Annotated in this window: 12 protein-coding genes; 5 read left to right on the top strand and 7 right to left on the bottom strand. The window is 76.3% G+C overall.

The window, feature by feature from the left end; all coding sequences use genetic code 11:
* Positions 1 to 9 precede the first annotated feature (9 nt).
* From EMA09_RS27250 to EMA09_RS27240, 3 genes are all read left to right on the top strand, one after another.
* Complete coding sequence (locus EMA09_RS27250) at positions 10 to 468, top strand: TIGR03618 family F420-dependent PPOX class oxidoreductase (protein WP_129843610.1); 459 nt, start codon at positions 10 to 12, stop codon at positions 466 to 468.
* Positions 469 to 562: 94 nt separating this feature from the next.
* Complete coding sequence (locus EMA09_RS27245) at positions 563 to 1,339, top strand: SDR family oxidoreductase (protein ID WP_129843609.1); 777 nt, start codon at positions 563 to 565, stop codon at positions 1,337 to 1,339.
* Between the two features lie 90 nt (positions 1,340 to 1,429).
* Positions 1,430 to 2,230: an alpha/beta hydrolase gene (locus tag EMA09_RS27240; protein WP_129843608.1), complete on the top strand. Its 801-nt coding sequence runs from the start codon at positions 1,430 to 1,432 to the stop codon at positions 2,228 to 2,230.
* Positions 2,231 to 2,290: 60 nt separating this feature from the next.
* On the opposite strand, the gene sigJ is transcribed toward EMA09_RS27240, so the two are convergent.
* Complete coding sequence (gene sigJ, locus EMA09_RS27235) at positions 2,291 to 3,229, bottom strand: RNA polymerase sigma factor SigJ (protein ID WP_129843607.1); 939 nt, start codon at positions 3,227 to 3,229, stop codon at positions 2,291 to 2,293.
* A 137-nt stretch (positions 3,230 to 3,366) separates the two neighbouring features.
* On the opposite strand from sigJ, the gene EMA09_RS27230 reads away from it, so the two are divergent.
* On the top strand, positions 3,367 to 4,002 hold the full coding sequence (locus EMA09_RS27230) for a GNAT family N-acetyltransferase (protein WP_129843606.1): 636 nt from the start codon (positions 3,367 to 3,369) through the stop codon (positions 4,000 to 4,002).
* 59 nt (positions 4,003 to 4,061) lie between these two features.
* A complete protein-coding gene (locus EMA09_RS27225; protein WP_129843605.1) occupies positions 4,062 to 5,750 on the top strand; it encodes a DUF885 domain-containing protein in 1,689 nt (562 codons plus the stop codon).
* Positions 5,751 to 5,795: 45 nt separating this feature from the next.
* Here the strand turns inward: EMA09_RS27225 and EMA09_RS27220 are convergent, their stop codons facing one another.
* From EMA09_RS27220 to EMA09_RS27195, 6 genes are all read right to left on the bottom strand, one after another.
* On the bottom strand, positions 5,796 to 6,641 hold the full coding sequence (locus EMA09_RS27220) for an SDR family oxidoreductase (RefSeq protein WP_129843604.1): 846 nt from the start codon (positions 6,639 to 6,641) through the stop codon (positions 5,796 to 5,798).
* A gap of 46 nt (positions 6,642 to 6,687) precedes the next feature.
* Positions 6,688 to 9,699 carry an SMC family ATPase gene (locus tag EMA09_RS27215; protein WP_129843603.1) on the bottom strand — a complete coding sequence of 1,004 codons (3,012 nt, stop codon included), beginning with the start codon at positions 9,697 to 9,699 and terminating at the stop codon, positions 6,688 to 6,690.
* Positions 9,696 to 10,850, bottom strand: coding sequence for an exonuclease SbcCD subunit D (locus tag EMA09_RS27210; RefSeq protein WP_129843602.1), 1,155 nt, complete (start codon positions 10,848 to 10,850; stop codon positions 9,696 to 9,698). The genes EMA09_RS27215 and EMA09_RS27210 overlap by 4 nt, the downstream gene beginning before the upstream one ends.
* A 145-nt stretch (positions 10,851 to 10,995) precedes the next feature.
* Positions 10,996 to 12,837, bottom strand: coding sequence for a serine/threonine-protein kinase (locus tag EMA09_RS28740; RefSeq protein WP_240796595.1), 1,842 nt, complete (start codon positions 12,835 to 12,837; stop codon positions 10,996 to 10,998).
* A gap of 129 nt (positions 12,838 to 12,966) precedes the next feature.
* Positions 12,967 to 13,440, bottom strand: a complete 474-nt coding sequence (locus EMA09_RS27200) for a hemerythrin domain-containing protein (protein WP_129843601.1) — start codon at positions 13,438 to 13,440, stop codon at positions 12,967 to 12,969.
* Between the two features lie 51 nt (positions 13,441 to 13,491).
* Positions 13,492 to 14,751, bottom strand: coding sequence for an MFS transporter (locus EMA09_RS27195; protein WP_129843600.1), 1,260 nt, complete (start codon positions 14,749 to 14,751; stop codon positions 13,492 to 13,494).
* Between the last annotated feature and the right edge of the window lie 185 nt (positions 14,752 to 14,936).

The raw sequence follows: 14,936 nt of genomic DNA, 5'->3' as shown, positions 1-14,936 counted from the left end.
GACCGCGGTATGACGCAAGGACCCGCGCCCCGCCCCCTGTCCGACGACGCTCTCTCCGTCCTCCTCGGGAAGCAGCAGTTCGGCACCCTCGCCACCGTGAAGCGCAGTGGCCACCCGCACCTGACCACGATGCTGTACAGCTGGGACCCCGAGGCCCGCGTCGTGCGGCTCTCCACGACGGCCGACCGCGTGAAGGTCGTGCACCTGCGGCGGGAGCCGCGTGCCGCGCTGCACGTCCAGGGCGGCGACGTGTGGTCGTTCGCGGTCGCCGAGGGCGAGGCGGAGGTCTCCGGGGTCACGACGGTCCCCGGCGACGCGGTCGGCCGGGAACTGCTCGGCATGGTGCCGGAGGCGGCGAAGCCGGAGGACGAGACCGCGTTCCTCGAACAGCTCGTGGCGGAGCGCCGGGTGGTCATCCGGCTCAAGGTCGACCGCCTGTACGGGACGGCACTCGACATCAACGGCTGAGCGTCGGCGGCCCCCGGTCCATGAAGGTGGCCGATCGGATGGGCCGCTCGCCACGGTCGTTCCGTGCCCGCCCGGCGGGCCGTAGGGTGCCGGTGTGCACACGGAGACGGGAACCACGGGAACGGCCGGCCGCGGTGTCGTGGTCGTGACCGGCGGCGGGCGCGGCATCGGCGCGGCCACCGCGCTGCGACTCGGCGCCGCGGGACACGCCCTGGTGCTGGGCTACGAGCGGGACGCCGCCGCGGCTGACGAGGTGGCCGCCAGGGTCCGCACGGCCGGCGGCGCGGCCGTCACCGCACGGGTGGACGTGGCCGACGAGGAGGACGTACGGCGTCTGTTCGCGACGGCGGCGGACGCCGGCCCGCTCACCGGCCTCGTGAACAACGCGGGGATCACCGGGCCGCTCGGCCCGTTCGCCGAGACGTCCCCCGCCGTCATGCGGCGCGTCGTCGAGGTCGATGTCCTCGGCGCGCTGCTGTGCGCCCGGGAGGCGGCCCGGGCCATGTCCACGCGGTACGGCGGCGCGGGCGGCGCGATCGTCAACGTCTCGTCCGGCGCCGCCACGCTCGGCAGCCCCGGCGAGTACGTCCATTACGCGGCCGCCAAGGCGGCACTCGACACACTGACGATCGGCCTCGCGAAGGAACTCGGCCCGGAGGGCGTCCGCGTGAACTCCGTGCAGCCCGGCCTGATCTCCACCGGCATCCACGCCGCGATGGGCGATCCCGGCCGGCCCGCGCGGATGGCGCCGGAGATCCCGCTGCGCCGGGCCGGCGAGCCGGACGAGGTCGCGGCGGCGATCGCCTGGCTGCTGTCGGACGAGGCGTCGTACACGACGGGCGCCGTCCTGCGCGTGGCCGGAGGACGCTGAGCCGCGGCACCGATGAGTCCGGCGGTGCCGCGCGGTCTCTCCCATGGGGGCATTGCCGGCCCCGACGTGGTCACCGACGGAGGAGGGCTTATGGAGAAGGCGGTATCCCGCGACGGCACCACCATCGCCTACGAACGGGTGGGGCGGGGTCCGGCGCTGGTCCTGGTCAGCGGCGCCCTGTGCACCCATGCCACGGAGGCGCCGCTAGCCGGGGAGCTGGCGGACCGCCACACGGTGTACGTCTACGACCGCCGCGGTCGCGGGGAGAGCGGCGACACCGCCCCCTGCGCGGTCGCCCGGGAGGTCGAGGACCTGGCGGCGGTGATCGAGGCGGCGGGCGGCGAAGCGGGGGTCCACGGCATGTCGTCCGGCGGCGCGCTGGCCCTCGAAGCGGCCGCCAGTGGTCTGCCGATCACCCGCGTCGCGGTGTACGAGGTGCCGTACTCGACCGCCCCGGCGATGCGCGCCGACGCCGGGGCGTACACCGCGCGGCTCGGCGCGCTGCTGGCCGCCGGCGACCGCGCGGGGGCCGTCGAGCTCTTCATGGGCCGCGTCGGTGTCCCGCCGCAGGCCGTCGCCGGGATGCGGCAGTCGCCCGCGTGGGCGGGGCTCGAAGCCGTCGCACCGACCCTCGCGTACGACGACGCCGTCATGGGCGACGGGCGGGTGCCCGCGGCCCGGCTGGCGCGCATCGACCGGCCCGTGCTGGTGCTGTGCGGCGACGCGGGGCCGCAGTGGTTCCGTGACACCGGCCGGGCCGTGGCGGAGGCGGTGCCGAGCGGACGGTACGGGACGCTCGGGGGTCAGGACCACCAGGTGGCACCGGCGGCACTGGCGCCCGTGCTCAAGGAGTTCTTCGCGGGGGGACACATGGGCGGCACCGCGCGCTGACGGTCGCGACGTCGCCTGCCCTGCGGTCCGACTCACAGCACACCCGGGCCGGGCCGGTGCTCACACGGCGCCGAGGTGTGTCAGTTTCTCCGGGTTGCTGAGGAGCTGGATCCGCCGGATGAGGCCGCCCGCCGTGTCGAGCAGGAAGACGCTGTACGGCCGGCCGTCGAGCGTCGCCAGGAGGGCGGAGCCGCCGTTGCAGGCCAGTTCGCCGACCGCGACGCCGGCCGGCGGGCGGCCCGCGATGCCGGTGATGAAGCGTGCGACCGGGTCGGCGCCCGCGATGACCCGCACCGGCCCCTTCCCGAGGCGGCCCCGGTCGGTGACGAGATCGGCGTCGGGCGCGAGCAGGGCCAGCAGGCCCGCCAGGTCGCCCTCGACGGCCGCGGCGAGGAACCGCCGCGTGAGGTCGCGCTGTTCCGCCGGGTCGACGGTGTAGCGGGGGCGGCGCTCCGCCATGTGGCGGCGCGCGCGGGTGGCGAGCTGCCGCACCGCCGCCTCGTCACGGCCGAGCGCCTCGGCGATCTCGGCGTGCGGCAGGCCGAACGCCTCGCGCAGCACGAACACGGCGCGCTCCAGCGGCGACAGCGACTCCATCACGACGAGCACCGCGTAGGAGACGGTCTCGGCGGCCATGGCGCGGTCCGCGCCGTCCGGCGCCTCCGCCGGGAAACGGGCGCGGTCGGCGGGCAGCGGCTCGGGGAGCCAGGAGCCGACGTACGTCTCGCGCAGGGCGGCGATCCGGCGGAGCCGGTCGAGGGCCAGCCGGCTGACGACGCGTACGAGGAAGGCGCGCGGTTCGCGTATCCGTGCGTGGTCGGCGGCGGCCCAGCGCGGCCAGCACTCCTGCACGACGTCCTCGGCGTCGCCGACACGGCCGAGCATCCGGTAGGCGACGGCGAACAGCAGCCCGCGCTCGGCCTCGAACACGGCCAGCGGATCCCGGGTCGCCACGCCCGCGTCCGCCGCCCCGCCCGCGCTCTTCCGTCCGTCCACCATCCCGTCATCCCATCCGACGGGCCGCACGGCTGTCCAGCGCGGCCCGTCGGGACGGCGCTTTTGCACCGTAAGCCGCCTTTACCCGCCGGTCACAGGGCGTTCGTGATCACGCAACAAGGGACGGCGAGAGTGCTGCCATGGCAGACCGCGACACACCGCACGGCTCGATCCGCCTTCCGCGCCGCCCCGCACACCCCGCGGGGGACGGCTACCGGTCGGGTCGGCCCTGTGCCCCGGGGGACGGGGGCGGCACCGCGCGGCGGATCACCGACAGCACGGGGACTCCGCTGCTGCTGCGCCCCGCGGGCCCCGGCGACATCGACGCGGCACGCGCGCTGCACACCCGCTGCTCGTCCGCCACCCTGACCCGGCGGTACCCGGGTCCCGCCGACGGCGCCGACGGCTACCTGCGCCACCTCCTCAGCCCGCGCCACGGCCTCAGCATGGCGGTCGAGTCGGCGCCCGGGCATCTGGTGGCCCTCGGTCACCTGCTGTGGGACGACGACGAGGCGGAGGTCGCGCTCCTCGTCGAGGACGCCTGGCAGTGGCGCGGTGTCGGCGGGGAACTGCTGCGGTCCCTCCTGGCGCTCGCCGTACGGGCGGGCCGCGGGACCGTGTACGCGGTGACGTGCCCGGCCGGCGCGGAGATGTCGGCCGTGCTGGGCGGCGCCGGCGTCGTCCCGGAGCGGGACCGCCGGGACGGTGTGACGGTGGTCAGCGCGGACATCGGCGCGCTCCCCGCGGCCGCGCTGTCGGCGCCCGCCGGGGGCTGACGGTACGCGTGGGGCGAACCCCCGTGACGAACCGCGCTCCCGGTACCAGGATGAGCACCATGTCAGACGATCTCACCATGCCACTCCCCCGCCGCCTCGCGGACGCCTATGTCGACTCCCTCGTCGAACTCGACCCGATCACGGGCACCTACCTCGGTGTCGCCGAATCCGCCGGCTCCCTGCCGGACTACTCCCCCGCCGGGCAGGAAGCGCTCGCGGCGCTCGCGCGGCGCACGCTGGAGCGGCTGGACGAGGCGGAGAAGCTGCCGGGCGCCGACGACAAGGCGGAACGGCGCTGCGCCCGCCTGCTGCGGGAGCGCCTCACGGCCGAACTCGCCGTGCACGAAGCCGGTGAGCCCCTGCGCGCCGTCAGCAACATCGAGTCGCCCCTGCACTCCATCCGCACGGTGTTCACGCTCATGGCGACGGACACCGAGGACGACTGGTCGGTGCTGGCGCGGCGGCTGCGCGCCGTCCCCGCGTCGGTCGAGGGCTACCGCGCGTCCCTCCAGGAGGGCCTCGCCAGGTCGCTGCACGGCGGGCCGCGGCAGGTCGTGACGGTCATCGGGCAGCTCGACGAGTGGTGCGGCGGCGCGGACGGCCCGAGCTGGTTCGCGGGCCTCGTCGCCGACGGCCCCGAGGCGCTGCGCGCCGAACTGACGGGCGCGGCGGCCGAGGCGACGGGCGCGATCGCCGCGCTGCGGGACTGGCTGCGGGACGTGTACGCGCCCGCGGTCGAGGGCAGCCCCGACGTCGTCGGCCGCGAGCGGTACGCGCTGTGGTCGCGGTACTGGAACGGTGCCGACCTCGACCTGGAGGAGGCGTACGCGTACGGCTGGTCGGAGTTCCACCGGCTCCTCGCCGAGATGACGGCCGAGGCGGCGAAGATCCTGCCGGGCGCCACGCCGTGGGAGGCGCTGAAGCACCTGGACACGGCGGGTGAGGCCGTGGAGGGCGTGGACGAGGTCCGCGCCTGGCTCCAGGCGCTGATGGACGAGGCGATCGACGCGCTGGACGGCACGCACTTCGAGCTGGCCGAGCCGGTGCGGCGCGTCGAGTCGATGATCGCTCCGGCCGGCAGCGCGGCGGCGCCGTACTACACGGGCCCCTCGCTGGACTTCTCCCGGCCGGGCCGCACCTGGCTGCCGACGATGGGCGAGACGCGGTTCCCCGTCTACGACCTCGTGTCGACGTGGTACCACGAGGGCGTGCCGGGGCACCACCTCCAGCTCGCGCAGTGGGCGTACGTGGCGGACCGTCTCTCGCACTACCAGACGACGGTGGGCGGGGTCAGCGCCAACATGGAGGGCTGGGCGCTGTACGCCGAGCGTCTCATGGACGAGCTGGGGTTCCTCAAGAACGCCGAGCAGCGTCTCGGGTACCTGGACTGTCAGATGATGCGGGCGCTGCGGGTGATCGTGGACATCGGCATGCACCTGGAGCTGCGCATCCCGGACGACTCGCCGTTCCACCCCGGGGAGACGTGGACCCCGGAGCTGGCGCAGGAGTTCTTCGATCTGCACTGCGGGCGGCCCGCCGAGTTCGTGGAGAGCGAGCTGGTGCGGTACCTGGGCATGCCCGGGCAGGCGATCGGCTACAAGCTGGGCGAGCGCGCGTGGCTGGCGGGCCGTGCGGCCGCGCGCGAGCGGCACGGCGCCGCGTTCGACCCGAAGAAGTGGCACATGGCGGCGCTGTCGCAGGGATCGCTCGGTCTCGACGACCTGGTGGCCGAACTGTCGGCGCTGTGAGGCGACCGGGCGGGCGGCCGTGCGGGGCCGCCCGCCCCTTCCGGGTCAGCGGGCGAAGCCGCCCTCGGAGTTGATGACCTCGCCGGTGATCCAGGCGGCCTCGTCGGTGGCGAGCCAGGAGATGAGCCGCGCGGGGTCGTCCGTGGTGCCCCAGGTGCCGCCGGGGAAGAGGCCCGCGACGAGGGCGCGGGACTCCTCGTCGGCGTAACCGGTGTCGACCGGGCCGGGGTTGACGGCGTTGACGGTGACACCGGCGGGCGCGAGGGCCGTCGCGAGGGAGCGGACCGACGAGGCGAGCGCCCCCTTGGAGAGGCTGTACGCGATCTCGTGCGGCATGCCGCCGCGCAGGTCCTGGCCGGATGTCATGAGGACGACGCGTCCGCCGGGGATGCCGGTGCCCGCGGCGGCGCGCAGGCGTGCGTAGGCCTGGACGAGCAGGATGGTGGAGCGGGTGTTGGTCTGCCAGTGCGCGTCGAGCATGCCGGCGTCGATGGCGTCGAGGGAGCCGTCCCGCCCGTTCAGCGCGTGGTTGGCGACGAGGATGTCGAGCCGGCCGCCGAGGGCCTGCGCGGCCTCGTCGACGAGCCGGGCCGGTGCCTCGGGGGCGGTGAGGTCGGCCGGGCCGTGGGTGACGCGTGCCCCGTCCGCGAGGAGGCCGCGCAGGTCCGCGGCGAGGGCGTCGGGGCCGTCGGGATCGGCGCCGTAGGTCTGGCGCGCGTCGTGCGGGACGTGGTGGTGGAGGTGGACGCTCGCCCCGAGGGCGACGAGGCGGCGGGCGGTGGCGTAGCCGATGCCCGCGCGGCGGCTGGCCCCGGTGACCAGGGCGGTGCGGCCGAGCAGCGGCAGGGGGTCGCGCCGGTAGGCGGAGAGGTCTTCGTGCACGGCGGGCATGCTCGCACCGTTTTGACGCCGGGTCAGCCGATTATCGGCGCGTCGGTCAGGGGTGGAGCGGTGCCATGCGGTGGCGCACGGCCGACCCGGTGCGAGTCCTCACCACTTCCAGGCGGGCGGGGACGCGTGCCCGCAGGTCCGGTACGTGGCTCACGATGCCGACCGTCCTGTCGTGCTCGCGCAGCCCGTCCAGGACGTCGAGCACGTCGTCGAGGGCCTGTTCGTCGAGGCTGCCGAACCCCTCGTCGATGAAGAGCGTCGACAGCCGCAGGCCGCCCGCCTCGGCCGTCACCACGTCGGCGAGCCCGAGGGCCAGGGCGAGGGAGACGATGAAGGACTCGCCGCCGGAGAGCGTCGCGGTGTCGCGGGCGCGGCCCGTCCAGGCGTCCATGACGTGCAGGCCGAGACCGGAACGCGCGCGGTGCGCGGCGCGGGCGTCGGAGTGGACGAGGGTGTAGCGGCCGGCGGACATGCGGTGCAGGCGTGCGCCGGCGACGGCGGCGACCTGTTCGAGGCGGGCGGCCAGGACATAGGTCTCCAGCCGCATCCGGTAGGCGTTGTCCGGCGAGGTGCCGGCGGCGAGTCCGGCGAGGCGGGCGAGGCGGCCGGCGCGGTTCCGCAGGGGGGCGGCGGCGGCCGTCTCGGCTGCGGCTCGGGCGGACAGGGCGTCCAGTTCGGCGGCGCGGGTGCGGGCGGCCTCCTCGGCGGCCGCGGCCTGCCGCAGCCGGCGGGTGGCGGCCGCGAGGGCGGCCCCGGCGGCTGCGGGGTCGGCGGCCGGCAGGCCGGCCGCTGCCTCGGCCGCCGGGTCGGTGAGGACGGCGGCGACGGCGGACTCCTCGGCGTGCCGGGCGTCGATGCGCTGCTGGAGGTCGCGCTGCCGCTGCGGTGCCAGGCGGGCGCCGGCGGCGGCGTCGGGGGTGCCGAAGCCGGCGCGGTAGGCGGCGTCGGCGACGCGGGCGTCGGCGGCCTTGAGACGGTCGGCGGTCTCCGCGCCCGCGCGCGCCGCGGCGGCAGCGCCGGCGAGCGCGTCGGCGAGGGCGGTGAGCCGTGCGGCGCGGGCGGCGACGGAGGGGGCGTCGGCCCGGGCGCGGGCAACCTCGTCCCGCAGGGCGTCGCGCTCGGCCGTGAGCGCGGCGCGGCGGGAGCGGCGGGCGGCGGCGCGGCGTCCGGTCTCCTCGGCCCGGTCGCGGAGCGCGGTGTGCTCCCGCTCGGCGTCGGCGAGGGCGATGCGGGCGGCGGGAGCCTCGTCGGCGAGGGCGCGGACGGCCTCCAGGTCGGCGTTCAGGGCGGTGACGGTCCGGTCGAGCGCGTCGTACGGCTCGGTCCCCGCCTCGGCCGCGGCGCTCGCGTGCGCCTCGCGCAGTGCGGCGAGGTGGCCTGCGGCGTCGGTGCGGCGTTCCTCCGCGGCCCGGTGGGCGGTTTCGGCGGCCTCTTCCTCGGCGCGGTCCACCTGGTCGGCCGCGGCGCGGGCCGGTGCCGGGTGGTCGGGGGAGCCGCAGACGGCGCAGGGCGCGCCGGGGGTCAGGGCGGCGGCCAGTTCGGCGGCGATGCCGCGCAGGCGGCGTTCGCGGAGGTCGAGCCAGTGGGCGTGCGCGGTGGTGGCGTCCTCGCGGGCGGCCAGCAGCCCGGTCTCCGCGGCGGCGATCCGGCCGGTCAGTTCGTCGCGGCGGTGCGCGGCGGCGAGGCGGCGGCGCGCGGCGGGGAGGCGTTCGGCGACGGCCTCGGCACGGGCGGCTGCGTCCCTGGCCTCGTCGGCGCGGCGGCGCAGCGCCTCCTCGGTGGCGGGCCAGGCGTCGAGGCGGGCGCGCAGACCGTCGAGGAGGCGTCCTTCCGCGCTGTCCTCCTCATCGAGGAGGGCGATGTCGGCGGTGATGCGGTCGGCGCGGTCCTCGGCGTTCCGGGCGGCGGTGAGGGTGCCGACGAGTGCGCGGGTGGCGCGTTCCCGCTCGGCGAGCCGGTCGGCCGGGGCGTCGGCCAGGTCCCGGGGCAGGGCGGCGCGTGCCCGGCGTTCGCCATCGGCGGCCGCGCGGTGCTCGGCGGCTGCGCTCTCGCGCAGGTCGAGGGCGGGGGCCACGGTGTCGGCGGCGCGGGCGCGCTCCAGCGCGCGGCGGTCCGCGTCGTACTCGGGGCGGCGGGCGGCGAGGGCGTCGGCACGGCGGCGGGCGTCGGCGTGGCGGGCCTGGCGGCCTGCGAGGTCGAGGATCGCGGTGTGGTGGCGGCCGGCCTCCTCGTGCGCGGTCTCGGCGGCGGCGAGGGCGAGGCGTGCGACGGTGTGGTGCTCGCGGGCGGCGCAGCGGGCCTGGGCGGCCCAGCCGAGCAGACCGGCGGCGAGGCCGGGGGCGCCGCTGTCGTCGACCGGCACGGCGGGCAGGCCGGTGAGCGGTGCGGCGGCCTGCCCCATGCGGTGGGCGATGGCGAGGAGACGGTCGTCCGCCGCGCGGACCCGGCGGCCGGCGTCCGCGCGGAGATCGGCGAGGTGGGCCTCGGCCGCGGCGAACCTGCGGGTGTCGAACAGGCGGCCGAGGAGGGTGGCGCGGTCCTCGGCGCCGGCGCGCAGGAACCGCGCGAAGTCCCCCTGCGGCAGGAGGACCACCTGGCAGAACTGGTCGCGGTTCATGCCGAGGAGGCCGCCGAGTTCCGCCGCGATCTCCTGGTGCGAGCTGCTGAGTGCCCGCCAGGTGCCGGTGGCGGGGTCGTGCTCCCGCAGGAGGGTGCGGGCGCGGTCGCGGGTGGTGCCCGCGCCGCGCCGTTTGGGGCGCTCCTGCTCGGGGCGCCGCGTGATCTCCAGCCTGCGGTCGCCGAGGGTGAGGTCGAGCACGACCTCGGTGGGCGTGGCGGGGTCCGCGTGGTCGCTGCGCAGGGTGACGGTGCTGCTCTGGCGGGCGCCGGGGACCGAGCCGTACAGGGCGAAGCACACCGCGTCCAGGAGGGACGTCTTGCCGGCGCCGGTGGGTCCGTGGAGGAGGAAGAGGCCGGCGGCGGACAGGCGGTCGAAGTCGACGCGCTGCGTGGTGCCGAACGGTCCGAACGCGGTGACGGTCAGGTGGTGGAGCCTCACCGGGCGGCTCCGCCGGTACGGGCGGCGGCCAGCGCGGCGCGGAGGTCGGCGCGCTCCTCGGCATCCGGCCCGTGGCCGCCCCGGACATGGGCGACGAAGTCCTCGGCGATCCGCTGGTCGTCGCGGCCGCTGACGCGCTCGGCGTAGGAGACGGGTGCGGCCGGGTCGGTGCGCTCGGGGGCGATCACGAGATGCAGGACGTGCGGGAAGCGCGCCGCGAGACGGGCCATCGGCTCGTCCGGGAGGAGCGGGTCGGTCAGGGTGGCCTCGACCCAGGCGTCCTCGTGCGGGGCGAGCCCGGGGTCGGTGAGCAGGGTGTCCAGCCGGCCCCTGATCCGGGCGAGGGGGCGCGGCACGGGGCAGGGGACGCGTTCGGCGTGGACGCGGCCCGTGGCGTCCAGATCGACCAGCCACAGGGACTTGCGGTGGGCGGCCTCCGAGAAGGAGTAGGCGAGCGGCGAGCCCGAGTAGCGCAGGCGGTCGGTGATGACCTGGCAGCCGTGGAGGTGGCCGAGCGCGGTGTAGTCGACGCCGTCGAACACGGCGGCGGGCACGGCCGCCACCCCGCCGACGGCGATGTCGCGTTCGCTGTCCGACGGCTGCCCGCCGGTGACGAAGGCGTGGGCGACGACGACGGACCGCGTCCCCGCGGGGCGTGCGGCGAGGTCGGCCCGCACCCGGTCCATCGCGGCACCGAGGACGGCCGCGTGCGTGCCAGCGGTGACGCCGAACGTGTCGCGCACGAGGGCCGGTTCGAGGTAGGGCAGGCCGTAGAACGCGACGTCGCCGTGCCGGTCGCCGAGGACGACGGGCGTCGCGCAGTGCGCGGGGTCGGTCCTCAGGTGGATCCCGGCGCGCTCCATGAGGCGGGCGCCGACGCCGAGGCGCAGCGGCGAGTCGTGGTTGCCCGCGGTCATGACGGCCGGCACGCCGAGGGCGGCGAGCCGGTGCAGCGTGTCGTCGAAGAGGCGGACGGCCGGCAGCGGCGGGACCGCGCGGTCGTACAGGTCACCCGCGACGACGACGGCGTCGGCCCGCTCGGCGCGGGCCGTCTCGACCAGGTGGTCGAGGAACGCCTCCTGCGCGTCGAGGAGTCCGACACGGTGGAAGCTGCGTCCGAGGTGCCAGTCGGAGGTGTGCAGCAGTCTCACGGTTGGGCTCCCACCTGCGGGTCTTCCTCTTCTCCGCCCCGGAAACCAGCACCACACCGGCACGGGACCTGACGATCGCCACCGTGCACGTTAGTCCCTCCGGCCGACACCCCCGATCCCGGCCGTCATGTGGTCGGCCGCGCGTTCAGAGGACCACGGCGCACAGCAGCACCCTGCCGCCGTCCGGGCTCCACCACTGGTACTGGGTCTGGTCCTGCGCCGATTGCCGGCACTCCGCGCCGGTCGGGTCGGCCGGGGCGGAGTACACGGCCGTGACGTTGTACAGCAGGCTGTACGGCGCGGGGACGCCCTGGTAGCAGTCCGCCCAGCTCATCAGGTTGGCGCTGCCGTCCGCCATGCCGAGGAAGCACTGCCCGACCTCGAAGAGGCGGGTGACGCACAGGGCCACGGTCTCGCCGCCGGAGGAGTACGTGAGGTAGGACCGGCCCGCGTCGACGGGGCAGTCGCCGGCGTCGTCCGTGGTCAGGGTGACCCAGACCGCGACGCCCTCCGCGTCGCAGGACACCGTCTCGGGCACGTCGCTGGACCACGCGGTGTCCGAGACCATCCAGTTGTGGAGGCATTCGCCGGCGCCGACGCTCCGGTACGCCTCCAGCGTCGGGTCGGGCGGCGCGGCCTCCTCGGGTGCCGGGGATTCGGGGGCGGGGGACTCCGTCTCGGGCTCGGGGGTCGGCTCCTCGTCCTCCGCGGGCGCGTCGTCCTCCCAGGATCCGTCGTCCCAGGACTCGTCGTACCCGTCGTCGGTCGCGTCGTCCGTCGTCGGCAGGTCGGTGGCCGGCCGGTCGAACGCCGAGTCCGTCGCGGCCGGGCCGCCGTCGTCGGTGATGGCCTCGCTGATCGCCACGGCGCCGAGGACGAGCGCGGTGGCGGCCAGGACCGCCAGCACGACGCGCTTGCCTCGGACGCCGGACCCGGCACCGGGGCCGCCCGGACCGCGTCCGGGCCCCCGGACCACGGTGAGGGGATCGGGCTCGGGTGCGGACAGGATGTGCGGCGGGACGAGCGGTGGCATCGGCGGCGCGGGCGGCGCTCCGGGACCGGCGGTGTCCTGGTGCGACAGGGGGACGCGCCCGCGGATCTCGGCGCGCTGCCGCTCGGTCAGCCGGTGGACCTCGGCGGGCCAGGGCCGGTCGGTGTCGGCCACGGGGCCGACGAGCTCCAGGAGACGGGCCGGGGCGGGCCGCTCGGCCGGCTCCTTGGCCAGGCACGGTTCGATCAGGGCACGGAGCCGCTCGGGGACGGCGTCGAGGTCGGGGGTCAGGTGCACCACATTGTACAGGGTCTGCGGGATGCCCCGCCCCTCGAAGGGGTTGGTGCCGGTGGAGGCCAGCAGCAGCATGGTGCCGAGGGAGAACATGTCGGTGGCGGAGGTGAGCTTGCGCCCCTCGGCCTGCTCGGGCGACATGAACGCGGGCGTGCCGATGACCATGCCGGTGTGGGTGACCGTCGTGGTGACCTGCATCCGGCTCGTCGCCCTGCCCTCGACGGCGCGGACGATGCCGAAGTCGAGCACCCGCGGGCCGTCGTCGGCGAGCAGCACGTTCGACGGCGACAGATCGCGGTGCGCCAGGCCGGCCGCGTGGATGTCGCGCAGCGCCGCCGCGAGCCCGGCGGCGAGGCGCAGCACCGTTTCCTCGGGGAGGGAGCCGACCTCGTCGAGCGCCTCGTGCAGCGACGGCCCGTGGACGAACTCGGAGGCCAGCCACGGGACGGCCGTCTCGGTGTCGGCGCCCACCACGGCGGCGGTGCGGGCACTGACGACCCTGCGGGAGGCCGCCACCTCGCGGCGGAAACGCCTGCGGAAGTCGTCGTCCGCCGCGAGGTGGTCGTGCACCCGCTTGATGGCGACCAGCCGGCCGTGCGCGCCGGTGGCCAGCAGCACCCGTCCCATGCCGCCCTCGCCGAGCACGGCACGCGGCCGGTAGGGTCCCAGCTCGCGCGGATCGGAATCCCGCAGATCTTCCACGACCATCCCCTTCCCGGCCGGGCCGCCGTTCGCCCGGGGCGCTCAACGCCCCATTGTCCTCGGGAGGTTGAGGACGCGTGACAGCCGGGTTCGGTTGCACCCCGGCGCATGCCCCGCCCGGGGCCGCGGTCAGGCGGGCGGGCGGTGCGCACCCGGGGTGACCCGGGCGCGCACCGCCTCGACGGCCTCCCACTGTTCGGTGGTGAGGGTCGCCAGGGCGGCGGGGAAGACCCCGTCCTGTTCCTTGAGGATGTGCTCGCGGAGCAGGGCGAGCACCTCGATCAGCCGTCCCGGCCACGCCGGATCCGCGGGAACGCCGTCGCCCGCCGCGCCCAGCACGGCCTCCACCACGCGGTGCTCCTCTTCGAGCGCCGCGATCTTCTCGGGGAAGTCGTCGGCGAGGGCGGGGAACAGGCCGCCCTCCTCCACCCGCGTGTGCGGGCCGAGGACGGCGGCGATCTCCCTGGCCAGCGCGGCCATGCGGGGCACGTCCCCGGCCCCGTGGGCGTCCCGCACGAGGCGGATCGTGTTGACCACCGTCTCGTGCTCCCTGGTCAGCTCGTCGATCGAACTCAGGGCCTGGCAGCCGCAGTACTCACACATCGTCCCTCTCCTCGCTCCCGACGGTCCCCGTCCCGATCCTGTCCCGGCCCGTCACGGTCGGCGCGGCCGGGGCCGCGCGAGCCGGCCGGGACCGCCGACGGCGCTGCGGACCCCCGTCCCCGTGAACGCGAGTGCCGTGAGGGACACGAGCCCCAGCAGCACGAGGCCGAACGCGTACGACCCGTAGGCGCCGTACAGCGAGCCCATCACCAGCGGCGGGACGAATCCGCCGAGGCCGCCGGCCGCGCCGACGATGCCGGTGACCGAGCCCACCTGGTCGGCCGGCGCCAGCAGCGCCACCAGCGCGAAGACCGCCCCGCTGCCGGCGCCGAGCGCGGCGGCCAGGGCGAGGAAGGCGACCGTGCCGGTCGGGGCCAGCGACGGCGTCAGGGACTGGGCGAACGCACCGACGACCGTGACGCCCAGCGAAGCGGTGAGCACGCGCACCGGGCCGATCCGGTCCGAGAGCCAGCCGCCGACGGGACGCATCGCCACCGCCAGGATCACGAACCCGGCCATCCGGTTCGCCGCGTCCGCCTGGGTCAGTCCGTACCCGGTCTTCAGGTAGGTGGGCAGGTAGACGGAGAACGCCACGTAGCCGCCGAAGGCCACCGCGTACAGGCCGGACGCCTGCCAGGTGACGCGGAGCCGGCACGTCCGCGCGAGGCGGCGGGCCAGCGGTTCGGCCGGTACGGCGCGGCCGGGGGCGTCCCGCAGGACGAGGAGGGCGGTGATCGCGTACGCGGCGAGGGCGGCCGACGTGAGCAGGAACGGGGTCGCCATGCCGCCGGCGTCGACGAGGTGGACGGTCGTCAGCGCGCTGATCGCGGTGCCGCCCATGCCCATGCCGAAGACCCCGATGGCCAGGCCGCGCCGCCGCGGCGGGAACCAGGCGTTCACGAACGGCACGCCGACGGCGAAGGCCGTTCCGCCGATGCCCAGGAAGAAGCCGCCCACCAGCAGGGCGGTGAACGACGTGTGCCCGGCCAGGCCCACGTACAGCACCGGCACGACGGTCGCCGCCGAGACCAGCGGGAACATCACGCGCCCGCCGAACCGGTCGGTCAGCGCCCCGGCGGGGATCCGGCCGACGGACCCGACCACCACCGGCACCGCCACCAGCAGGGACTGCTGGAACGAGGACAGCCCGAGGTCGTCCTCGAAGCGCGGGCCGAGCGGGCTGAGCAGCGCCCACGCCCAGAAGTTCACGGCGAATCCGGCCGTGGCCAGCGCCAGCATCAGCCACGCGCGCCCGGACACGGGCGGGGTGTCCGCCGCTGTGTCCTTCTTCTTCCCCGACGGCTGCAGCATGCCGCCTGTCCTTTCGTTCGGGCAGAGGTACGGTCCCGGGATCCCGCCCGGGACGCGGGCGCCGGGCCGGTGACCCGGGCAGCCCGGTTGTCACTGTCCGCGCGCACCCGCGCGCCGCAGGAGGGGCCGAGGGTCCCCCAGCCCGTGTCCGCGGGTCCCCGGCCGGGGGCCGCCGGTCCCGGATG

The organism is Streptomyces sp. RFCAC02 (assembly GCF_004193175.1).
GTDB lineage: Bacteria > Actinomycetota > Actinomycetes > Streptomycetales > Streptomycetaceae > Streptomyces.
The sequence above is the reverse complement of the archived record's forward strand: the minus strand, read 5'-3'. Positions and strand labels throughout refer to the sequence as shown.